Annotated in this window: 23 protein-coding genes; 16 read left to right on the top strand and 7 right to left on the bottom strand. The window is 74.7% G+C overall.

Annotation, left to right across the window (positions count from 1 at the left end):
• Positions 1-98: 98 nt before the first annotated feature.
• Positions 99-671, bottom strand: coding sequence for a GNAT family N-acetyltransferase (locus tag ACZ7LK_RS18095; RefSeq protein ID WP_471141800.1), 573 nt, complete (start codon positions 669-671; stop codon positions 99-101).
• Between the two features lie 83 nt (positions 672-754).
• On the opposite strand from ACZ7LK_RS18095, the gene ligD reads away from it, so the two are divergent.
• The 10 genes from ligD to ACZ7LK_RS18045 all read left to right on the top strand — a co-directional run bounded on the left by ligD (position 755) and on the right by ACZ7LK_RS18045 (position 6,150).
• Entirely contained in the window at positions 755-1,666 is a 912-nt protein-coding gene (ligD, locus tag ACZ7LK_RS18090; protein ID WP_471141797.1) for a non-homologous end-joining DNA ligase, read from the top strand.
• 71 nt (positions 1,667-1,737) lie between these two features.
• Entirely contained in the window at positions 1,738-2,079 is a 342-nt protein-coding gene (locus tag ACZ7LK_RS18085) for a gas vesicle protein GvpO (protein WP_392274018.1), read from the top strand.
• Positions 2,080-2,097: 18 nt separating this feature from the next.
• Entirely contained in the window at positions 2,098-2,508 is a 411-nt protein-coding gene (locus ACZ7LK_RS18080) for a gas vesicle structural protein GvpA (RefSeq protein WP_392274017.1), read from the top strand.
• Positions 2,505-3,221, top strand: coding sequence for a GvpL/GvpF family gas vesicle protein (locus ACZ7LK_RS18075; protein ID WP_392274016.1), 717 nt, complete (start codon positions 2,505-2,507; stop codon positions 3,219-3,221). Before ACZ7LK_RS18080 ends, ACZ7LK_RS18075 begins: the two co-directional genes overlap by 4 nt.
• An 88-nt stretch (positions 3,222-3,309) precedes the next feature.
• Positions 3,310-3,546, top strand: a complete 237-nt coding sequence (locus tag ACZ7LK_RS18070) for a gas vesicle protein GvpG (protein WP_392274015.1) — start codon at positions 3,310-3,312, stop codon at positions 3,544-3,546.
• Complete coding sequence (locus ACZ7LK_RS18065) at positions 3,543-3,863, top strand: gas vesicle protein (RefSeq protein ID WP_392274014.1); 321 nt, start codon at positions 3,543-3,545, stop codon at positions 3,861-3,863. Before ACZ7LK_RS18070 ends, ACZ7LK_RS18065 begins: the two co-directional genes overlap by 4 nt.
• Positions 3,860-4,696 (top strand): GvpL/GvpF family gas vesicle protein, encoded by an 837-nt coding sequence (locus ACZ7LK_RS18060; RefSeq protein WP_471141791.1) that lies wholly within the window; start codon positions 3,860-3,862, stop codon positions 4,694-4,696. Before ACZ7LK_RS18065 ends, ACZ7LK_RS18060 begins: the two co-directional genes overlap by 4 nt.
• Before the next feature lie 5 nt (positions 4,697-4,701).
• On the top strand, positions 4,702-4,926 hold the full coding sequence (locus ACZ7LK_RS18055; RefSeq protein WP_392274369.1) for a gas vesicle protein: 225 nt from the start codon (positions 4,702-4,704) through the stop codon (positions 4,924-4,926).
• The gene (locus tag ACZ7LK_RS18050) at positions 4,923-5,198 is read left to right on the top strand and encodes a gas vesicle protein K (RefSeq protein ID WP_392274012.1); all 276 of its coding nucleotides are present in this window, start codon (positions 4,923-4,925) and stop codon (positions 5,196-5,198) included. Before ACZ7LK_RS18055 ends, ACZ7LK_RS18050 begins: the two co-directional genes overlap by 4 nt.
• A gap of 196 nt (positions 5,199-5,394) precedes the next feature.
• Entirely contained in the window at positions 5,395-6,150 is a 756-nt protein-coding gene (locus ACZ7LK_RS18045) for a L,D-transpeptidase family protein (protein ID WP_392274011.1), read from the top strand.
• A 42-nt stretch (positions 6,151-6,192) separates the two neighbouring features.
• Here ACZ7LK_RS18045 and ACZ7LK_RS18040 read toward each other — a convergent pair whose 3' ends face one another.
• On the bottom strand, positions 6,193-7,701 hold the full coding sequence (locus ACZ7LK_RS18040; protein ID WP_392274010.1) for a bifunctional phosphatase PAP2/diacylglycerol kinase family protein: 1,509 nt from the start codon (positions 7,699-7,701) through the stop codon (positions 6,193-6,195).
• 274 nt (positions 7,702-7,975) lie between these two features.
• Between ACZ7LK_RS18040 and ACZ7LK_RS18035 the strand changes: the two genes are divergently transcribed.
• Entirely contained in the window at positions 7,976-8,563 is a 588-nt protein-coding gene (locus tag ACZ7LK_RS18035) for a TIGR03086 family metal-binding protein (protein ID WP_469461595.1), read from the top strand.
• Between the two features lie 101 nt (positions 8,564-8,664).
• Here the strand turns inward: ACZ7LK_RS18035 and ACZ7LK_RS18030 are convergent, their stop codons facing one another.
• From ACZ7LK_RS18030 to ACZ7LK_RS18020, 3 genes are all read right to left on the bottom strand, one after another.
• Entirely contained in the window at positions 8,665-9,210 is a 546-nt protein-coding gene (locus tag ACZ7LK_RS18030) for a type 1 glutamine amidotransferase domain-containing protein (protein WP_469461597.1), read from the bottom strand.
• 27 nt (positions 9,211-9,237) lie between these two features.
• Entirely contained in the window at positions 9,238-9,612 is a 375-nt protein-coding gene (locus ACZ7LK_RS18025) for a DUF2795 domain-containing protein (protein WP_392274007.1), read from the bottom strand.
• A gap of 507 nt (positions 9,613-10,119) precedes the next feature.
• Entirely contained in the window at positions 10,120-11,916 is a 1,797-nt protein-coding gene (locus tag ACZ7LK_RS18020; protein ID WP_471141785.1) for a thiamine pyrophosphate-requiring protein, read from the bottom strand.
• Positions 11,917-12,229: 313 nt separating this feature from the next.
• Here ACZ7LK_RS18020 and ACZ7LK_RS18015 point away from each other — a divergent pair, with 313 nt between their 5' ends.
• The 3 genes from ACZ7LK_RS18015 to ACZ7LK_RS18005 all read left to right on the top strand — a co-directional run bounded on the left by ACZ7LK_RS18015 (position 12,230) and on the right by ACZ7LK_RS18005 (position 15,672).
• On the top strand, positions 12,230-13,024 hold the full coding sequence (locus ACZ7LK_RS18015; RefSeq protein WP_392274005.1) for an RNA polymerase sigma factor SigF: 795 nt from the start codon (positions 12,230-12,232) through the stop codon (positions 13,022-13,024).
• A gap of 274 nt (positions 13,025-13,298) precedes the next feature.
• Positions 13,299-14,516 carry an aminotransferase class I/II-fold pyridoxal phosphate-dependent enzyme gene (locus tag ACZ7LK_RS18010; RefSeq protein WP_392274004.1) on the top strand — a complete coding sequence of 406 codons (1,218 nt, stop codon included), beginning with the start codon at positions 13,299-13,301 and terminating at the stop codon, positions 14,514-14,516.
• A 22-nt stretch (positions 14,517-14,538) separates the two neighbouring features.
• A complete protein-coding gene (locus tag ACZ7LK_RS18005) occupies positions 14,539-15,672 on the top strand; it encodes an MBL fold metallo-hydrolase (protein ID WP_471141781.1) in 1,134 nt (377 codons plus the stop codon).
• Between the two features lie 248 nt (positions 15,673-15,920).
• Here ACZ7LK_RS18005 and ACZ7LK_RS18000 read toward each other — a convergent pair whose 3' ends face one another.
• A complete protein-coding gene (locus ACZ7LK_RS18000) occupies positions 15,921-16,550 on the bottom strand; it encodes a DedA family protein (RefSeq protein ID WP_392274368.1) in 630 nt (209 codons plus the stop codon).
• Between the two features lie 8 nt (positions 16,551-16,558).
• Positions 16,559-17,341, bottom strand: a complete 783-nt coding sequence (locus ACZ7LK_RS17995) for an MBL fold metallo-hydrolase (RefSeq protein ID WP_471141778.1) — start codon at positions 17,339-17,341, stop codon at positions 16,559-16,561.
• A gap of 95 nt (positions 17,342-17,436) precedes the next feature.
• Here ACZ7LK_RS17995 and ACZ7LK_RS17990 point away from each other — a divergent pair, with 95 nt between their 5' ends.
• On the top strand, positions 17,437-17,841 hold the full coding sequence (locus tag ACZ7LK_RS17990; RefSeq protein ID WP_392274001.1) for a hypothetical protein: 405 nt from the start codon (positions 17,437-17,439) through the stop codon (positions 17,839-17,841).
• A gap of 21 nt (positions 17,842-17,862) precedes the next feature.
• On the top strand, positions 17,863-19,986 hold the full coding sequence (locus tag ACZ7LK_RS17985) for a phage holin family protein (RefSeq protein WP_471141774.1): 2,124 nt from the start codon (positions 17,863-17,865) through the stop codon (positions 19,984-19,986).
• The last annotated feature ends 53 nt before the right edge of the window (positions 19,987-20,039 follow it).

The raw sequence follows: 20,039 nt of genomic DNA, 5'->3' as shown, positions 1-20,039 counted from the left end.
GGCCCACGACCGGCCCCGGGGCCCGCGCCCCGGGGCCGGCGGCCGCGCGCGCCCCGTGACCGGACCCCGGCGCGGCCAGGAGCGGCACCCCGGCGGGGTCACCCGCCCGCTCCGGCTTCCCGCCCGCGGCCGCCCGGCCAGTCCTCGCGGGACAACGCGTACTCCACATCGCCCTGCTCGGACCCCTCGATCACCTCCGGCCACTCCTCGAAGAACGTCCGCACGAACCGCAGCCCGCACTTCTCCATCACGCGCCGCGAGCCCGCGTTGACCGTCATCGTCCGCGCGACCACCCGCCGCACCCCCAGCTCCCGGAAGCCCTTGTCGACCAGCGCCCGGGCCCCCTCGGTCGCGTACCCGCGGCCCCAGGCCGACCGGCGCAGCCGATAGCCCAGCTCCACCACCTCCCACCGGCCCGCCTCCCGCACGGGGTCGGGCTCCAGCGAGAACCACCCCAGCCACTCGCCCGAGTCACGGGCCTCGGCGGCCCAGAACCCCGGCCCCCGCAGCCGCCGCAGCGCCCCCGACCGCACCTCCTCGCGCGACACCGGCCGCCCGCCGTTGAGGTAGCGCATCACCTCGGGATCGTTGTCCAGCGCCCACACCTCGTCCAGATCGTTCTCCGTCACGGGGCGCAGGACCAGCCGGGGCGTTCGCAGGAAGACACTCATGGCCCGGATGCTGCGCCCGCCCGCCCCGCTCCCGCAACGGGATTACGGCGTGTGGCGGTGGCCCGCCCGGGTAGACGCACGCGATGAGTACGAGCAGCACCCGGGCCGTCCGGGCCGGCCGCCGGACCGTCGACATCCACCGCCCGGACAAGGTCCTCTTCCCCGACGACGGCATCACCAAGGCCGGCCTGGTGGACCACTACCGCTCCGTCGCGCCCTTCATGCTGCCCCACCTGCGCGGCAGGCCCCTGATGCTCGAACGGCTCCCCGACGGCATCGGCGGCCCCCGCTTCATGCAGAAGGAGACGCCCGCCGGCTACCCCGACTGGGTCCACCGCGCCGAACTCCCCAAGGAGGGCGGCACCGTCACCCACACCGTGTGCGACGACACCGCGACGCTGGTCCACCTCGCCGACCAGGCCTGCGTCACGCTGCACCGCTGGCAGTCCAGGGCCGACCGGCCCACGACGCCCGACCGCATGGTGTTCGACCTCGACCCCGCGGAGGACGACTTCGACGCCGTACGCCGGGCCGCGCACCTCCTCGGCGAACTCCTCGACGCCCTCAGGCTGCCCTCCGCCCTGATGACCACCGGCTCCAGGGGCCTGCACGTCATCGTCCCGCTCGACGGGCACAGCGAGTTCGACGAGGTACGCGCCTTCGCCCACGACGTCGCCGAGGCCCTGGCCGCCGCCCACCCCCGCGAACTCACCACCGCGGCCCGCAAACAGCCCCGCGGCGACCGCCTCTATCTCGACGTCCAGCGCAACGGCTACGCCCAGACCGCCGTGGCGCCCTACTCCGTACGCGCCCGGCCGGGCGCCCCCGTCGCCACCCCGCTGCGCTGGGACCAGCTCGACGACCCGGCCACGCACGCCCGCCGCTGGACCGTCACCAACGTCCTCGAACAGGCCCGCAGCACCCCGTGGGACGGTGCGGCGGCCCGCCCGCGCGCCCTCGGGCCGGCGCGGCGGCGTCTGGACGCACTGCGCTGATCCGGCCTCAACCCACCACGGGCCAAGGGTTTGCGGATCCGAGTCACGGCAACCAGGAGAGCGAGGCATCCATGGCGAACACATCAGAGAACACAGAGAAGAACAGCAGCGCCCGGGCGACAAGCGCCCGGGCACGACAACAGCCCCAGGAACAGTCGCCGAGCCCCATGCAGGTACTGCGCGGCGCATGCGCCCAGCTCGCCGAACTCACCGGCATGGAGACCGAGTCGGTGTCGTCGTTCGAACGCACCGAGGACGGCTGGACGCTCAACGTCGAAGTGCTCGAACTGGCACGTGTCCCCGACACGATGAGCCTGCTCGCCTCGTACGAGGTCGAACTCGACGCCAACGGCGAGCTCAGCGGCTACCGGCGCGTCCGCCGCTACGAGCGCGGCAGGTCCGACCGTTCCTAGGGAGGGAGGCACCCCACCATGACCGTAGTTCCGGCACAGCAGAGCGGCGGCGGCAGCAGTGGCCTGTACGACGTCCTCGAACTCGTCCTGGACCGCGGACTCGTCATCGACGCGTTCGTCCGAGTGTCCCTGGTCGGCATCGAGATCCTGAAGATCGACGTCCGGGTCGTCGTCGCCAGCGTCGACACCTACCTCCGCTTCGCCGAGGCCTGCAACCGCCTCGACCTGGAGGCCGGCCCCCGCAAGAACCCCGGACTGCCCGACCTCGTCGGCGACATCACCGAGTCCGGTGCCCGCGGCAAGTCCAAGGGGGCGCTGTCCGGCGCCGCCGAGACCATATCCGACGCCCTCAAGGGCTCGTCCGGCAGTTCGTCCAGCGGCTCGTCCAGCAGCCGCTCGTCGTCCCGTAAGAAGGAGGAAACGGAGTGAGCACGTACGTCTACGGAATCGCCCGGAGCTCACATCCAGGCCTCCCCGAGAAGATGGGCGGCATCGGCGAACCGGCCCAGCCGGTACGGGTGCTCAAGCACGGCGCGCTCGCCGCGCTCGTCAGCGACGCCCCCGACGACCTCAGGCCCAAGCGGCGCGACCTGATGGCCCACCAGAACGTCCTCGCCGAGGCGGGCGCGGCCGGCGCGGTCCTGCCCATGCGCTTCGGCGGCGTCTCGCCCGACGACGACGCCGTCCTCGCCGTCCTCGGCGAGCGCGAGGAGCACTACCTCGAACGGCTGCGCACCCTCGACGACAAGGTCGAGTACAACGTGAAGGCCAGCCACGACGAGGAGGCCGTCCTGCACCGCGTCCTCGCCGACAACCCCGAGCTGCGCAAGCTCAGCGAGGCCAACCGCGCGGCGGGCGGCGGCACCTACGAGCAGAAGCTGGCTCTCGGCGAACGCGTCGCGGCGGCCGTCCAGCAGCGCGAGTCGAGCGACGCGGTCCACATCCAGCAGTCGCTGGAGACCGAGGCCGCCGACGTCCGCCCCGGCCCGGAGAGCGGCGGCTGGCTGGCCAACATCTCCTTCCTGGTGGAGCGCGACCGGGCCGACGCCTTCGTCGCCGCGATCGACAAGCTCCAGCAGGCCCACCACCACCTCGTGCTCCAGGTGAACGGGCCGCTGCCGCCCTACAGCTTCGTGGAGTGACCCACCCCGTCACGGGCCGTACGACCGGTCACGTGGCACAACGCGGCGCGGGACGCGCCGGAGGAACGACGGAGAGGGAGGACCGGGCATGGGCCTGCTGGGAGAGCTGCTGCTCCTGCCGGCGGCGCCCCTGCGCGGCACCGCCTGGGTGCTGCGCCAGGTGGTGACGGAGGCAGAGCGGCAGTACTACGACCCCGCCGCCGTACAACGCGAACTCGCCCGGCTCAACGAACAGCTCGAGGCGGGCGAGATCGACGAAGAGGAATTCGACCGCCGGGAGGACGAGCTCCTCGACCGCCTGGAGAAGGGCCCGAGAACGTCATGAGCACCCCACGCCCCAGCGGCCTGCCCAGCCCGTACGCCTCCGAGGGCAGCAGCGCCAACCTCGCCGACATCCTGGAACGCGTCCTGGACAAGGGCGTCGTCATCGCCGGCGACATCAAGATCAACCTGCTCGACATCGAACTGCTCACCATCAAGCTGCGCCTCGTCGTCGCCTCCGTCGACCGGGCCAAGGAGATGGGCATCGACTGGTGGGAGAGCGACCCGGCGCTCTCCTCCCGCGCCCGCGGCGGCGAACTGTCCCAGGAGAACGCCGAACTGCGGCGCCGCATCGCCGAACTGGAGGGACGCACCGCATGAGCACCGACCGGCTGCGTTACGTCTACGCCGTCACGCGCCCCTTCGACGGCGTCCTCCCCGAGGGCACCCACGGCATCGGCGGCGAACCGCTCCGGCTGCTGCGCCACGGCGACCTGGTCGCCGTCACCGGCTCCGTCGCCCCCGAGGAGTTCGACGAGGGACCGCTGCGCGCCCGGCTGGAGGACCTCGACTGGCTCGCCGCCACCGCGCGCGCCCACGACGCGGTGGTCGCCGCCCTGTCCACCGTCACCTGCCCGCTCCCGCTGCGGCTCGCCACCGTCTGCCGCGACGACAGCGGGGTGCGCCGCCTCCTGGAGGACGGCCACGACCGCTTCGTACGGGCCCTGGAGCGGCTGGACGGCCGGGTCGAATGGGGCGTCAAGGTCTACGCCGAGCCCGGCGCCGGAACGGCACCCGAGCCCGCCCCCGAGGCGCCCGCCACCGGGGCCGCCGGCCGCGACTACCTGCGCCGCCGGCTCCAGGCCCGCCGCACCCGCGACGGCGACTGGCAGCGCGCCGACGCGCTGTGCCGGCGGCTCCACGACGAGCTGTCCCGGTACGCGGAGGCCACCACCGTCCACCGGCCGCAGGACGCCCGGCTCTCCGGAGCGTCCGGCGTCAACGTGCTGAACGCCGCCTACCTGGTGGACCGCGCGCTCAGCCAGCGGTTCGTCGCCCTGGTCGACGAGACCCCCGAACCGGGTGTCCGCGTCGAGCTCACCGGGCCCTGGGCCCCCTATTCCTTCGCCGGCATCGCCGACGAGGAGGCGCACGGTGACGCCCCCGCGCCCGCCCCCGACGGCGTCCGGGAGAGCCAGGAGGCCGGCCGGTGACCGCCGTGGAACCCCTGTCCGAACGCCGTATCGCCCTGGTCGACCTGCTCGACCGGCTGCTGGCGGGCGGCGTGGTGCTCACCGGTGACCTCACCCTCCGGATCGCCGACGTCGATCTCGTACGCGTCGACCTCAAGGCCCTCATCAGCTCGGTGAACGAGGACGTGCCCTCACCCTGGGGGCCCGGGGAGGCGCTCCCGCGGCCGGCGGCACGGGAGGTGCGCCTGTGACCGCGTCGCACCGCAAGGTGGAGCTCGACCCCGACACCGTCGAACGCGACCTGGCCCGGCTGGTCCTCACCGTGGTGGAACTGCTGCGCCAGCTCATGGAGCGCCAGGCGCTGCGGCGGGTGGAGGGCGGCGACCTCACCGAGGACCAGGAGGAGCGCATCGGGCTCACCCTGATGCTGCTGGAGGACCGCATGGAGCTCCTCCGCACGCGCTTCGGACTCGAACCGGAGGACCTCAACCTCGATCTGGGACCCCTCGGGCCCCTCCTCTGACCCGGTCCGCCCGAGCCCCGCCCCGGACCCGCCCCGGGCGGACGGCGCCGCTTTCGCCGCACGCCCTAGGTGGACCGGGGGAACTTCACGCGCGTCGCCCCCTCATCACCGCGCCCGGACGACCGGATCAGCAGATCATCGCCTGGTGGCCGCAGTCCACGCCGTACGGCCCCGGCGATGAGGGAAAGGTTCCGAGATGTCCGTCGTCAACCGAACGGGACGCCGCACGCTCATCGGCGCGATGTGCGCCGGGCTTCTCCTCACGGGATGCGCCGGCGCCCGCACGGCACCGGAACCCGCCGGCCGGCCCGGCTCGGCGACCGCCGGCACCGCGCACGGCGCGCCCGCACCCGCCCCGCCGGCCCGGATCCCCGGCCTGGGCCCCGCCACCCGCGCCCGCATTCCCGCCACCACGTCCCAGGCGCTCGTGGTCAAGGGCGACGGGCCGCACGCCTACCAGTCGACCGCCGTCCTGTACGAGCGCGACCCGGCGACCGGGTGGAAGACCGTCAGCCAGCCGTGGCCCGCCCACAACGCGCTCCGCGGCTGGACGGCCCACCACCGCGCCGGTGACCTCCGTACGCCCATCGGGGTGTTCACCCTCGGGGACGCCGGAGGACGCCTGCCCGACCCGGGCACCCTGCTGCCCTACGACCGCAGCGACGAGTTCGACATGCCCGGCACCGGCTTCCTGGGCGAACCGCTGGAGGGATCCTTCGACCACGTGGTGGCCATCGACTACAACCGCGTCCCCGGCACGTCGCCGCTCGACAAGGTCCGGCCCCTCGGGCCCGGCAAGGGCGGCGGCGTGTGGATCCACGTCGACCACGGCGGGCCCACGCGCGCGTGCATCGCCCTGCGGCGCGACGACATGCGGCAGCTACTGCGCGCCCTGGACCCGGCGAAGAAGCCGGTGATCGTGATGGGGGACGCGGGGACGCTCGGGCGGTGAGCCCGGCAGGCACGCCCCCCGGGGCGGCCCCGGCCGGGAGCCTCAGCGGCCCTGCTGGGGACGGTAGACCGTCAGGGCCTCGTCCTCCTTGTCGACGTACAGCTCCGGCGGTGCCCCGGTCACCTCGCCGTCGTAGGCCAGCGGCGTCCCGGGCGCCAGGCCCGAGATCCGCACCCGCCGCAACTGCTCGGCCGCGTGCACCGGGGACTTGCTGAGCGGCCCGGCCAGCGCCGCCGCCAGCAGCCGCAGCCCGGGCAGTCGGCCGCCGTGCACCACCCGCACGTCCAGCAGGCCGTCCGCCAGGTCGGAGCGGCGGCCCGGGGTGGGCCCCATGCGCCGGTAGACGCAGTTCCCGGCGAACAGCAGCCACATCGGGCGCCGCCGGCCGTGCACCTCCGCCTCCAGCGGATGCTCCCCGCGCAGCACCTTCCACGCGGCCAGGACCCCCGCGGGCCAGCCGCCGATCCGGGGCGACCAGCGCTCCCGCAGCCGCACCAGCTCCGGGTAGACACCCAGGCTGAAGGTGTTGACGAAGTAGCCGTGCGGGGCGCCGTCCGGGCCGGGGGTGAACCGTCCCAGGTCGACGCGGACCGCGTCCCCCGAGGCCAGCGCGCGGCACGTGTCGTCCACCGACTCGATGCCGAGGTCGTACGCGAAGTGGTTGAGGGTGCCGCCGGGGAACACCGCGAGCGGCAGGCCGTGCCGGGCGGCCGTCGCCGCGGCCCGGTTGACCGTGCCGTCCCCGCCCAGGACCCCCAGCGCCCGGCACCGCCCGGACGAGGTGACCTTCTCCAGCGCCGCCGCCATGTCCTCCGGGTCGCACTCCAGCACCTCGGCGCCCGGCAGCGCGTCCCGCACCAGGGCGGTCGTGTCGCCGGAGCCCGAGCCCCGGTTGGCGACGACCACCAGGCCCTCACCGCCGGCCAGCGCGGGCGCGTCGGCGTGCGGCCGCCCCGGGGCCGGCAACTGCGACCGGGTCGGCACGATCCCGCGTACGGCGAAGGCGGCGCCCACGCCGAGCGCGGCGCCCACGAGCACGTCGCTGGGGTAGTGGACGCCCGTGTAGACCCGGGACAGCGCCACCGCGCCGGCCACCGGGACCACGGCCGCGCCCCAGCCCTTCGACTCCAGCAGCACGCCGGCCGCGAAGGCGGCGGCGGACGCGGAGTGACCGGACGGGAACGACGTCGTGAACGGCTGCTTCTTGAGCCGCCGCACCACGGGCACCGCGTCCAGCACCGGGCGGGCCCGGCGCACGGACCGCTTGCCCACCGTGTTGATCGCCGCCGACGCCAGCGCCAGGGACGCCACGCCGCGCACCGCCGCCCGGCGCGACCGGGCGCCGCGCCCGAGGACGGCCATGCCGGCCGCCGCGCCGAACCACAGCAGTCCGTGGTTGGCCGCATGGCTCAGCCGGGGCAGCACCTGGTCGCCCCCCGGCCAGTGCCGGGTCGCGACACGGTGGAAGACCTCCCGGTCCCAGGCGCTGAACCGGGCGGTGACCCGGCCACGTACGGTCTCGGCGGCCGGCGGGGCGGAAGTATCGAACATGCTGCGCGCGTACCCTTTCCGGTCGTCCCCCACGCGTAGACCCCCCGGTCGGCGGTGCGGGGGCGGCTCCCCGGCCGGGCGTACGGCCGACCGTACGCGACAGCGCTCCGGGCCACGGCTCCGGGTCACCCGCTCCGAAGCACCGCTCGGGGGCTCCCGGGACGGCCCGGCTCCGGGGGCACCCGTTCCCGGCCGGGTCACTCGCCTGGCGTCCTTCGCCGGGGCCGGGAAGAGTGGGCGGGTGACGCCGACCCATCCACGGAGGTGACCCACGGTGCCGAACCCCCATGTGCCCAGCACGCTCCTCACCCGGCACGGCGAGGCGCTCGACTTCTTCGGCGAGCGGGTGCACGCCGTCCGCCCCGACCAGTGGGACGCCCCGACCCCCTGCACCGATTGGTCGGTACGGGACCTCGTCAACCATCTGACCGTCGAGCAGTTGTGGGTGGCCCCGCTGGTGCGGGAACGGCGCACCAGCGAGGAGGTCGGCGACGCCTTCGCGGGTGACGTCCTGGGCGACGACCCGGTCGCCGTGTGGGACCGGGCGGCGGCGGAGTCGCGCGCCGCGTTCCTGGAGCAGGGCGCCATGGACCGCACGGTCCACCTGTCCTTCGGACCGACGCCGGTCCCCGCCTACTGCTCGCAGATGGTCTCGGACCTGGTGGTCCACGCCTGGGACCTGTCCCGGGCGATCGGCGCGGACGAGCGGCTGCCGCGGGACCTGGTCGACTTCGCCGTACGGGAGGTGACCCCGTACGCCGACAGCCTGTCCGGCACGGGCCTGTTCGCCGCCCCGGTGAAGGCGCCGGCGGACGCCGACGAGCAGACGAAGCTGCTCGCGATGGTCGGCCGCCAGGCCTGAGACGGGCGCCGGCCCCGCACCGTCCGCGCCCACGACACGACGAGGCTCCTCGTCCGCCGCGCGGGACGAGGAGCCGGTCCGGGCGTGCCGCCCCCGAGGGGTCAGCCGCCCGAGACCTTGGCGAACTCCGCCGTGAACGCCTCGCAGAACGCCTTCAGGTCGTCCGGCTTGCGGCTGGTGATCAGGGTGCCGGGCCGCGCGCCGCACACCTTCACCTGCTCGTCCACCCATTCACCGCCGGCGTTGCGGATGTCGGTCCGCAGGCTCGGCCAGGACGTGAGGGTCCGGCCGCGCAGCACATCGGCCTCCACCAGCGTCCACGGTCCGTGACAGATCGCCGCGACCGGCTTGCCCGCCTCGAAGAAGCCCCGCACGAAGGCGACGGCCTTCTCGTCCATCCGCAGGAAGTCCGGGTTGGCGACGCCACCGGGCAGCACCAGGCCGCCGTAGTCGCCGACGGAGGTGTCGGCGACGGCCCGGTCGACGGGGAAGGTGTCGGCCTTGTCGAGGTGGTTGTACGCCTGGATCTTCCCCGGCTCGGTCGAGACGAGCACGGGGGTGTCACCGGCGTCCTTCACGGCCTGCCACGGGTCGGTGAGCTCCACCTGTTCGACGCCCTCGGGCGCCACGAGAAACGCGATCTGCACAGTTGCTTCCTTTCCGGTCGTGGGTCGCTACGCCAGGTGCGGCGGCCGTTCCAGGGCCACGGCCACGTCCTGCACGCTGCGGTAGGTGCGGTCGCCGGGCAGCGTCGCCACCCGGTCCAGGAGCGGGTCCGGCGCGTGCCGCTCCCGCAGCATCCGCAGCAGGTCGCCCCGGTGCGCCGGGAAGGGTGTCCGGGCCAGGTGCCGGCCCAGTTCCAGGCGCAGTGCTTCGAAGGGCTCGGTGTGGCCCCGGGGCGGGGCCAGTTCCGGGTCGTCCTCGGCAACCGGCTCGGGGTCGTGCCACTCCTCGGTCCTCGTCGGATGCCCGGACCTGAGAAGCCCCTTGAGCTGGTGCTTCATCTCGTCGTCCTGGCGGCGGCTGAGCCGGTCGCTGCCTCGCTGCATGGCGCCCTCCACGGTCCTTCGCGTGCGGTCGCCGGGCGGGTACCCGACCGGGCGGGGGCAAACCCGGGTTTGGGATCCGGGGGAGCGGGGGACCCGCCGATCCGGCCGTGCGGCCGCACGGCCGACGGGTGACGGCCGACGGGTGACGCCCGATGGGTGACGCCCAGGGGGTGACGGCCGGCTGGTGACGGTCGGCGGGCGGCGGGGAAGGGGCGGTCCCGGCACGGACGGCGGGCGGCGGCCCCACACGGAAGGACCGGGTCATGGGACTGCTGTCGTTGCTGGTTCCCCTGCTGCTGCCGCCCGCGATGCTCGGCGTCGTCCTCGCCCTGGGGCGCTACGAGGACTTCCTGCTGCCGGAGCGCGAGCCGGGCCTGCCGGAGCGCGAGCCGGGCCTGCCGGAACGGGCCGCCCCCGGGACGGTGGTGCCGGGCCGCGGGACCACCGCCCCGGGGGCGGGCCCCGGGACCACCGCGCCCGCGGCGGGCCCGGCACCGGCGCCCGGCACTACCGCCGCGGCTTCCCTCCCGGCAGGAACTCCTGCAGCTTCGCCTTCAGCCCCTGCTTCACGACCGCGCCACGCTCGGCGTCGCCCTTCACGAGTGCCGCGGCGGTCGACTCGAACTGCTGCCAGGTCGCATGCGGCGGGATCGGCGGTACGGAGGGGTCGGTGACGAACTCGACGACCGCCGGGCGGTCCGCCGCCAGTGCCATCCGCCAGGCGCTCTCCACCTCGTCCGCCTTCTCCACCCGCAGCCCGGTCAGCCCGATCGACTCGGCGAACAGCGCGTAGGGCACGTCGGGGAGCTCCTGGGAGGGCAGGAACGACGGGGCGCCGCCCATGGCGCGCAGCTCCCACGTCACCTGGTTGAGGTCACGGTTGTTCCAGACGCCGATCACCAGGCGCGGATCGTCCCACTGGTGCCGGTACTTGGCCGCGGTGATCAGCTCCGCCAGCCCGTTCATCTGCATGGCCCCGTCCCCGACCAGGGCCACCACCGGGCGGTCCGGGTGCGCGAACTTGGCGCCGATCGCGTACGGCACCCCGCCCCCCATGGTGGCCAGCGTCCCGGACAGCGAGGCGCGCATGTCGCCGCGCAGGGTGATGTGGCGCGCGTACCAGTTGGTGACCGAACCGGAGTCGCAGGTCAGCAGCGCACGGTCGGGGAGCAGCGGTGACAGGGCCCGTGCCGCGTGCTCCGGGTTCACGGCCTCGGAGCCCACCGCCGCGCGCCGCTCCATCACCTCGTCCCAGCGCCGCACCGACTTCTCGATCTTCTCCCGCCAGCCGCGCTTCCCGTTCCGCCGCAGCAGCGGGATCAGCCGGCGCAGGGTGGCGCGCGCGTCGCCGATGAGGTTGACCTCGTACGGGTAGCGCATGCCGGCCATGTGCGGGTCGATGTCGATCTGCACCGCCCGCGCCTGCCCGTACTCCGGCAGGAACTGGCTGTAGGGGAAGCTGGAGCCGATGGTCAGCAGGGTGTCGCAGCCCTGCATCAGCTCCCAGGAGGGGCGGGTCCCCAGCAGTCCGATCGATCCGGTGACGTAGGGGAGTTCGTCGGACAGCGCGTCCTTGCCGAGCAGCGCCTTGGCGACGCCGGCGCCCAGCAGCTCGGCGACCTCCTCGACCTCCGGGCGGGCCGCCGCCGCGCCCTGGCCGATCAGGAGGGCGGGCTTCTCGCCGGAGTTCAGTACGTCGGCGGCCCGCTCCAGGGCGTCGTCGGCGGGCACGGCCGTCCAGGCGCTGCGGTCCAGGCTGGAGGGCACCATCGTGAACTCGTGCGTCGGCGGCGTGTATTCCAGCTCCTGCACGTCGCCCGGCACGATCACCACGGTGGGGCAGCGGCGCGCGTACGCGGTGCGGATCGCCCGGTCGAGGACGTTGGGAAGCTGCTCGGGGACGGTGACCGTGGCGATGAAGTCGGAGGCGACGTCCTTGAACAGCGCGTGCAGGTCCACCTCCTGCTGGTACGAGCCGCCCATCGCGCTGCGGTGCGTCTGGCCCACGATCGCCACCACCGGCACGTGGTCGAGCTTGGCGTCGTACAGGCCGTTGAGGAGGTGGATCGCGCCGGGGCCCGAGGTCGCCACGCACACCCCCAGCCGGCGCCCGAACTTGGCGTAGCCGACCGCCTCGAAGGCCGCCATCTCCTCGTGCCGTGCCTGGATGAAACGCGGCCGGTTCTCGGCGCGGCCCCAGGCGGCGATCAGCCCGTTGATCCCGTCACCCGGATAGCCGAACACGCACTCGACGTCCCACTCGCGCAGCCGGGCGAGTATCCGGTCGGCGACATCCATGCTCATCTGCGGTCCTCCTGGCCTCGTACGGGGCTTCCGATCGGGCCGGGAACCCGTGTCGTACTCGTCGGTAACTACGGGGCGTCCCGGCAGCACGGCCCCGGGTACCGCGGCTCCGAGGAGCGGAAACGCCGGAAGGCGGCCAGCATGGAAGGAGGAGTTTGCCGGGGTCGGCCCCGGGCATGCGCATCTCGTGCTTCGGACCGGAGGCACGTCCCTAGGAGCGGCCATCCGTTCCGGGCGTGTCCCCTGCCCGGAGAAAGGAGCTCTCCTCGGGGTGACAGCCAACCGTCAGCACCGTTCAGGGAGCTGAAAAGCAATGCGTACCCTCGCTCACACCAAGCATCCGCACGACGACGCCCCCGACACCGCCGAGGCGTTCCAGCGCCTGGCCTCACTGCCGGAGGGCGAGGAACGGGAAGCCGTCCGGCAGGACATCGTCCGCGCCTGGCTCCCCATGGCGGACCGGCTCGCGGGCCGGTTCAGGAACCGGGGCGAGTCCCTGGAGGACCTCAAGCAGGTCGCCGCCCTCGGCCTGGTCAAGGCCGTGGACCGGTACGACCCCGAACGCGGCGCGGCCTTCGAGAGCTTCGCCGTCCCCACCATCACCGGCGAGATCAAGCGCCACTTCCGCGACCACATGTGGACCCTCCACGTACCGCGCCGGGTCCAGGACCTGCGTGGCCGCGTCCGCGCCGCCTACCAGGAGCTCTCGCACACGGTCGGAGGCCGCGCTCCCACCGTGTCCGAGATCGCCAAGAAGGCCGGCATGACCGAGGAGGAGGCGATGGCGGGCCTGGAGGCCCTGGACAGCTTCACCGCCCTCTCCCTGGACGCGGAGCTGCCCGGCACCGAGGACGGGTACACGCTCGTCGACGCGCTCGGCGGCCCCGACCCGGCCCTCGACGTCGTCATCGACCGCGAATCGGTCAAGCCGCGCCTGCGGAACCTGCCCGAACGCGAGCAGAGGATCCTCTACATGAGGTTCTTCCGCGACATGACCCAGAGCCGGATCGCCGAGGACCTCGGCATCTCCCAGATGCATGTCTCCCGGCTCATCAGCCGGTGCTGCTCCCAGATGCGGGAGGACATCATGCGGGACGTCGCCGCCTAGGTGTATTGCCCCGGGAGGTTGTGGACGGGACCTAGGGGCGTCTCGCCGATCTTGCCGGCCTGATTGACAAGACACCCCCTGGCGGCCGCGAGGTGGCGGACCCCGTACGCGGCGGTCCCGGCACGCCCCGCACACGGCCGCCGTCCCGGACGGCGGCCGGCCCGCACCGGCCCGTGGAGCGGCGACATGCGAGGAACCTCCGTATAAAGGGCTATGGGGCCGGGCACATGTCCCCGCACCCCAGCGGCAGCGCCGAGCGGGCGGAGGTGAGGACATGCGGCAGCCGGACCCCCGGGGACGCGGTCCCGTCCGCTACGGGCCGCACGCGCCGGAATCCGGCCTGCCCGTCCTGCCCGAGCTCACCGCCGTCCTCGCGGCCGCCGCCGACCGCACCGAACCCGAACCCCCGGGCGGCGGCGCCGTGCTGCGCGACGCGGCCTGCGGCTACTGGTGGCGGCGCGGACTGCGCTGCCACCCCGAGGACGTCGCCGCCGCACCCGGCGCCCAGCCCCTGCTCTCGGCACTCATGGCCGCCCACGGCGGCGACGTCCTGATGCCCCGGCCCTGCCCCGCCTGGTGGGCCCCCCAGGCCAGGCTCCTGGGCCGGCCCGCCTACCACGTGCCCACCCCCGCCGAGTGCGGAGGCGTCCCCGACCCGTACGCCCTCCTGGAGACCGTACGACGGGTCCGCGCCGAAGGCGGCCACCCGACGGTCCTGCTGCTCTCCGTCGTCGACGACCCCACCGCCACCGTCGCCCCGCCCGAGGTCGTGCTCGAGGCGTGCGAGGCCGCCGTCGAGGAGGGCCTCCACGTCATCAGCGACGAGACCTGGCGCGACACCCTCCACGACCCGCACGGCACCGTGCTCGTCAGCCCCGCCGATATGTGCCCCGACGACGTCACCGTCCTGTGCGACCTCGCCGGCTCGCTCACCCCCGCCGCCTGGCCCGCCGCCATCGCCCGCTTCCCGCCCGCGGGGCCCGGACGCGACCACCGCGCCCGCACCCTGGACCGGCTCACCGCCCTCGGCGCGCACGTCGCCGGCCCCGTCGCCGCGGCCGCCGCCCACGCGCTCGGCGAACCCGCGCCCGTCACCGCGCGCGCGACGGCCGCCGCCGCCCTCCACGGGCGCGTGGCCGCCGCCGCCCACCACACGGTGCTCACCGCCGGCGCGCTCGCCCTGCCCCCGGCCGCCGGCCGGCACCTGTACGCCGACCTCGGCCCCTTCCGCGGCCGGCTCGCCGACCGCGGGGTGACCGACTCCATGGAGCTCGAGGAGTACCTGACCGACCGGCTGGGCGTGCTCGTCCCCGGCGGCCACCGGTTCGGCGACGAGCTCGGCGCGCTCCGGGCGCGCCTGGCGACCTGGCCCCTGCTCGGAGCCACCCCCGAGCAGCGCGCCGAGTCCCTCACGGCGGCGGACCCGCTGGAACTGCCCCACGTGGCGGAAGCGTTGGACACGTTCGGCACCGCGTTGCGCGAACTGCGGTGACCACGGTGAACGGAGCTGACACATGACGACGGAACGGACGGCACCCACCGGCCGGCCCCCCGCGGACGGTGCCCCGTCCGGCCCCGCCGGGCACGGCGACGACCGGCACGAGGGCGATGGGCTCGGGGACGACGGGCACGGGGGCGACGGCGTCCCCCACCACGGCGGACCCCGCCCTCACGGCGGTCCCCATCCCCATGGCGGGCCCCACTCCCACGGCGGACCCCGCATCTGGCCCAGATCCTTCGCCGACCGGCTCACCGCCCCCCTCCCCGGCGTCCGGGCCATGGCCCGGCTCGCCCGCGAAGGCGCCGTACGGCCCACCGCCGAGGGCCTGCGGGACATCCCGCACCTGCCCTTCGAGCCCGGCCCGCTGCCCGCCGCGCCCCCCGGATCGGTCGCCGTCACCTGGGCCGGGCACGCAAGCTGGGTCATCCGCATCGGCGGGCTCACCGTCCTCACCGACCCCGTCTGGTCCCGCCGCATCCTCGGCACGCCCGCCCGCATCACCCCCGTCGGCGTGCGGTGGGAGGACCTGCCGCCCGTCGACGCCGTCGTCATCAGCCACAACCACTACGACCACCTCGACGCCCCCACCATCAGGAAGCTGCCCCCCGACACCCCCGTCCTCGTCCCGGCCGGGCTCGGCCGCTGGTTCCGCCGCCGCCGCTTCACCCGCGTCACCGAACTCGACTGGTGGGAACACGCCGAAGTGCGCGGCGTCCGCTTCGACTTCGTGCCGTCCCACCACTGGTCCAAACGCACCCTCACCGACACCTGCCGCTCCCTCTGGGGCGGCTGGGTGCTCACCGACCCGCAGGGACACCGCGTCCACTTCGCCGGCGACACCGGCTACGGCCACTGGTTCGAGGAGATCGGCCGCCGCCACCCCGGCATCGACCTCGCGCTCCTGCCCATCGGCGCCTACGCCCCCCGCTGGTGGCTGCGCGACGTCCACACCGACCCCGAAGAGGCCGTCCAGGCCTTCCAGGACCTCGGCGCGCGGAACATGGCCCCCATGCACTGGGCCACGTTCGTCCTCTCCTCCGAACCCGTGATGGAACCAATCACCCGCGTCCGCGCCGCCTGGGAGAAGGCCGGCCTGCCCCGCGACCGCCTCTGGGACCTCCCGGTCGGCGGCTCACGCGTACTGTAGGGGCTCGGTTCGCCTCCGGGGCGCTCGTGCCGGTGTCGACGGTCGATCGTGCTCGACCCCTCGTTCCTCACGGCCTCCGCGCGTTCTCCCTTTCGACACCGTCGCGCCCCTTCTGCTCACGCGTACTGTAGGGGCTCGGTTCGCCTCCGGGGCGCTCGTGCCGGTGTCGACGGTCGATCGTGCTCGGCCGTTCGTTCCTCACGGCCTCCGCGCGTTCTCCCTTTCGACACCGGCCGCGCCCCTTCGGCTCACTCGCCGCGCGCGGCGCGGGACGGCGAGGGGGAGGAGCGGCGGAGGCGGCGCCAGGCCCACGGGACCGCGCTGAGCAGCACCGTCAGGGCGATCGCCGCGACGACGCCCTGCCACGGGCGGGCGAACAGCGAGCCGCCCAGGATGCCGATCAACTGGTAGGTCAGCGCCCACGCCAGGCACGCCGGGAGGTTGCCGCGCACGAAGCGGCGCAGAGGCATCTCCGCCAGCAGGCACGCCAGCATCACGGGTATCCGGCCCGCGGGGACCAGCCGGGAGAGGACCAGCACCGACACCCGGTGGTCCCGCAGCTTGGCCTGCGCCTGCTCCAGCCGGTCCGGCGCCGCCCGCCCGCGCAGGGACCGGAGCCACCGCGAGCCGTTCCGCGAGTGCACCCCGCGCCGGCCCAGCCAGTACAGCGCCACGTCACCGAGGAACGCCGCGCCCGCCGCCAGCAGGAACACCACCAGCAGCGCCACCGGCGACGTCTGGTGGAACGCCACCACCGCGGCCGAACTGACGATCGCCCCGGTCGGGATCACCGGCACCAGCGCCCCCAGGGCCACCAGGAGGAACAGCGCCGGGTAGCCGACCGCCTGCTGGGTCGGCTCGGGCGGCAGCAGGGCCATCGCCCCGGTCACCCGGACACCTCCGGCCGTACGCTCTCGCCGTGACCCAGCCGGTGCACGGCCACCCCGGGCGCCAGCCGCGCGGCATGGCGTACGAACTCGTCGCCCGGGGCGTGGAACTCGTGCGGCCGCACCCCGTCCATCCCGATCGGCCAGTACGTGCCGTAGTGCACCGGGACGGCCGCGCGCGGCGCCAGAGCCGCCAGCGCCTCGGCCGCCCGTGCCGCGTCCAGGTGCCCGTGCCCCAGGAAGGGGCCCCAGCCGCCGACCGGCAGCAGCGCCACGTCCACCTCGCCGACCGCCGCCGCCATCCCGTCGAACAGACCGGTGTCCCCGGCGAAGTAGGTGCGCGCCGCCCCGCCGATCACGTACCCGAGCGCGGGGGACACGTGCGGGCCCACCGGCAGCCGCCGCCCGTCGTGGCGCGCCGGCACCGCCCGTACCACCAGCCCCTCCACCTTCACCTCGTCCCCGGCCGCCACCTCCGTGATCCGCAGGCCCCGCGAGCCGCCCAGCCGCCGCAGTCCCGGCACCGCGCGCGTCGCGCCCCGGGGCACGACCAGGCGCGTTCCCGGAGCGAGCCGGGCAAGCGACGGCAGGTGCAGGTGATCGGCGTGCAGGTGCGAGATCAGCACCGCGTCCGCCCGGGCGGCGGCCGGCGGCGGCAGCGCACCGCGCCGCCGCCGCAGATGGGCCAGCCGGCGCACGAAGAGCGGATCGGTCAGCACCCGCACGCCCGAGTCCCGCACCGTACAAGTGGCATGACCCCACCACGTGACCTCCACCGGCACGCCCGCCCTCCTCGCTCCCGCGTCACTCCCGCACGCTCTTACGAGCGTAAGGGCGCGCCTCCTCGCCCGGACCCAATCGGAGTAGTGTCGGCGGCATGGACGACGTACGCGTGGCGGCGATCGCCAGCCTGACGCCGCTCGAGGAGCTGGACCGCGACCCCTTCCTGGTCGACACCCGCAGCCAGCACGCCATGTGCGAGCGCTGGGCGGCCGGCCGGGGCTACGTCGTCAGCCGGCAGCTCCTGTTCTACGGCATACGGCCGGACCACCGGATGCTGTGGGCCGACGTCGAGGCCGGGGCGGTCGACCTGTTCGTCGTGCCCAACGAACGGGTCCTGCACCGGGCGCTGACCTCCGCGCGGGACTTCACGGCGGAGTGCCGGCGCCGGGGCGTGCGCCTGGAGGAGGCCGGGCTGGACGAACCGGCCTACGACGCGGCGATGAAGGCCCAGGTGCACCGGCGGCTGTCCATGCCGACGGCGGGTTACGACGGCCGCTGAGCGGGAGCGGGAGCGAACGGCGTGGTACCGGCACGGTGGCGTACGGCGGGCGGTGCCCTGCTGCGGGTCGTCGTGGTGTGGGCGGTGTCCACGCTCACGATGCTCGCGCTCGCCGGCCTCCTGCCCGACTTCCGGCTCCAGTCCGACGACGGGGACAGCGCCACCCGTACCGCCGTCACCGCCGCCTGGGCCGCGGGCGCCTTCGGCCTGCTGAGCGCGCTGGTGTGGCCGCTGGCCGTCCGCGCGCTGCTGCTGGTGCCCGCCCTGGTGCTGGGCCTCCTCGCCTTCTTCCTCAACGGCTCCCTGCTGCTGTTCGCCCTCTGGCTCGTCCCCGACGGGCGGGGCGAGTCCGCCCCGGAGAACGCCGTCGTGGTTGCGGCCGTGATGTCCGCCGTCGCGTCCGCGACGTCCACCGCCCTCGCCGTCCGGGACGACGACGCCTACCGGCGCCGCCTGTACCGGCTCGCGGGGCGGCGGCGCTCCCGGCCCCGGGCGGCCGTCCCCGGCGGGCTGCCCGGCACGCTGTTCCTCCAGCTCGACGGCGTGGGACACCGGGTGCTGCGGGACGCGGTCGCCGACGGGGTCATGCCGACCGTCGCCGGCTGGCTGGGCGCCACCCACCGCCTCACGTCCTGGCGCACCGACTGGTCCAGCCAGACCGGGGCCAGCCAGCTCGCCATCCTGCACGGCACCAACCACGACGTCCCCGCCTTCCGCTGGTACGAGAAGGACACCGGCCGGCTCATGGTCAGCAACCGGCCCGCGAGCGCCGTCGAACTCCAGCGCCGCGCCATCGCCCGCACCGGCGACGGCGGGCTGCTCACCCTGGACGGCGCCAGCCGGGGCAACCTCTTCAGCGGCGGCGCCGACCAGCTCGCCCTGGTGCTGTCGGTCTCGGCGCGCCGCGGCCGCCGCAACCGCTCCCGCGCCGGGTACGTGGCGTACTTCCGCGATCCCGCCAACGCCGTCCGCACCGCCCTCTCGTTCGTCGCCGAGGTGTGCCGGGAGATCGGCCAGGCCACCCGGTCCCGGCTGGCGGGGGAGACCCCGCGGGTCGGCCGCGGCGGGCTGTACCCCTTCATCCGCGCCTTCGCGACCGTCGTCGAGCGGGACGTGGTGGTCGCCGCCGTCATCGGCGACCTGCTGGCCGGCCGTACCGCCGTGTACGCCGACCTCGTCGGGTACGACGAGGTGGCCCACCACTCCGGGCCGCACGGCCGTGACGCGCTCCAGGTGCTCCGCCGGCTGGACCGGTCCATCGCCCTGATCGCCCACGTCGCCGCCCACGCCCCGCGGCCCTACCGGATCGTGCTGCTCTCCGACCACGGCCAGAGCCGCGGCGAGACGTTCGCGTCCGCGTACGGGCTGACCCTGCGCGACCTGGTCCGGGCCGGCTGCGGGCTGCCCGTACCGCGCCGGGCCCGGCACACCCCCGGCGGCGCCGAGGCCCGGGGCGCGCTGCGCACCGCGGTGCACCTGCCGGAGGAGGAGCGCCGGGACCGCCCGGCGGCCCGCCCCTCCGACCCGGTCGTGCTGGCCTCCGGCAACCTGGGGCTGGTCTCCTTCCCCGACGTGGCTTACCGGCTCTCCCGCGAGGAGATCGACCGCCGGCACCCCGGCCTGCTGCGCACCCTGGCGGACCACCCGGGCATCGGCTTCGTGCTCGTCCGCAGCGAGGAGCACGGCTCGGTGGTGCTCGGCCCCGGCGGCGCGGAGGTGCCGGTCGACGACCTCACCGACGACGGGCCGCTCGCCCCCTACGGACCCGGCGCCGCCGACGCGGTCCGGCGCACCGACTCCTTCCCGCACGTCGCCGACATCATGATCAACTCCCGGTACGACACCGCCACCGGCACCGTGCACGCCTTCGAGGAGCAGATCGGTTCGCACGGCGGCCTCGGCGGCGAGCAGTCCGAGGCCTTCCTTCTCTCGCCGCGCATCCTGTCCGCGCCGGTCGTGGACGGCGGCCGACTGGTGGGCGCCGAGGAGGTGCACCGGGTGCTGCGGCGCTGGCTGCGCGAGACCCAGGGCCCGCAGGTGCCGCTCGGTCCGGCGGGCGAACCCGTGCAGGAATCCCCGTCCCGCCCCCGACCGGAAGAAGCATTTCCGGTCGCCGACCGCGTCGCACCGGACAAACACGGGTGATTTGGTGCAGCGTTCGCCGTACCTGACCATGTTCAGGTTTGTACGGCGAAAGG

The sequence above is a fragment of the Streptomyces sp. NPDC039423 genome (genome assembly GCF_055598725.1).
This window is presented reverse-complemented; position numbering and strand designations above follow the sequence as displayed.

Excerpts from the sequence above, each read along its gene's own strand:
- ACZ7LK_RS18085 (WP_392274018.1), top strand. The coding sequence starts at position 1,738 with ATGGCGAACACATCAGAGAACACAGAGAAGAACAGCAGCGCCCGGGCG.
- ACZ7LK_RS18005 (WP_471141781.1), top strand. The coding sequence starts at position 14,539 with ATGACGACGGAACGGACGGCACCCACCGGCCGGCCCCCCGCGGACGGT.
- ACZ7LK_RS18010 (WP_392274004.1), top strand. The coding sequence starts at position 13,299 with ATGCGGCAGCCGGACCCCCGGGGACGCGGTCCCGTCCGCTACGGGCCG.
- ACZ7LK_RS18070 (WP_392274015.1), top strand. The coding sequence starts at position 3,310 with ATGGGCCTGCTGGGAGAGCTGCTGCTCCTGCCGGCGGCGCCCCTGCGC.
- ACZ7LK_RS18060 (WP_471141791.1), top strand. The coding sequence starts at position 3,860 with ATGAGCACCGACCGGCTGCGTTACGTCTACGCCGTCACGCGCCCCTTC.
- ACZ7LK_RS18045 (WP_392274011.1), top strand. The coding sequence starts at position 5,395 with ATGTCCGTCGTCAACCGAACGGGACGCCGCACGCTCATCGGCGCGATG.
- ACZ7LK_RS17990 (WP_392274001.1), top strand. The coding sequence starts at position 17,437 with ATGGACGACGTACGCGTGGCGGCGATCGCCAGCCTGACGCCGCTCGAG.
- ACZ7LK_RS18025 (WP_392274007.1), bottom strand. The coding sequence starts at position 9,612 with ATGCAGCGAGGCAGCGACCGGCTCAGCCGCCGCCAGGACGACGAGATG.
- ACZ7LK_RS18065 (WP_392274014.1), top strand. The coding sequence starts at position 3,543 with ATGAGCACCCCACGCCCCAGCGGCCTGCCCAGCCCGTACGCCTCCGAG.
- ACZ7LK_RS18020 (WP_471141785.1), bottom strand. The coding sequence starts at position 11,916 with ATGAGCATGGATGTCGCCGACCGGATACTCGCCCGGCTGCGCGAGTGG.
- ACZ7LK_RS18000 (WP_392274368.1), bottom strand. The coding sequence starts at position 16,550 with ATGGCCCTGCTGCCGCCCGAGCCGACCCAGCAGGCGGTCGGCTACCCG.
- ACZ7LK_RS18080 (WP_392274017.1), top strand. The coding sequence starts at position 2,098 with ATGACCGTAGTTCCGGCACAGCAGAGCGGCGGCGGCAGCAGTGGCCTG.
- ACZ7LK_RS18095 (WP_471141800.1), bottom strand. The coding sequence starts at position 671 with ATGAGTGTCTTCCTGCGAACGCCCCGGCTGGTCCTGCGCCCCGTGACG.
- ligD (WP_471141797.1), top strand. The coding sequence starts at position 755 with ATGAGTACGAGCAGCACCCGGGCCGTCCGGGCCGGCCGCCGGACCGTC.
- ACZ7LK_RS18015 (WP_392274005.1), top strand. The coding sequence starts at position 12,230 with ATGCGTACCCTCGCTCACACCAAGCATCCGCACGACGACGCCCCCGAC.
- ACZ7LK_RS18040 (WP_392274010.1), bottom strand. The coding sequence starts at position 7,701 with ATGTTCGATACTTCCGCCCCGCCGGCCGCCGAGACCGTACGTGGCCGG.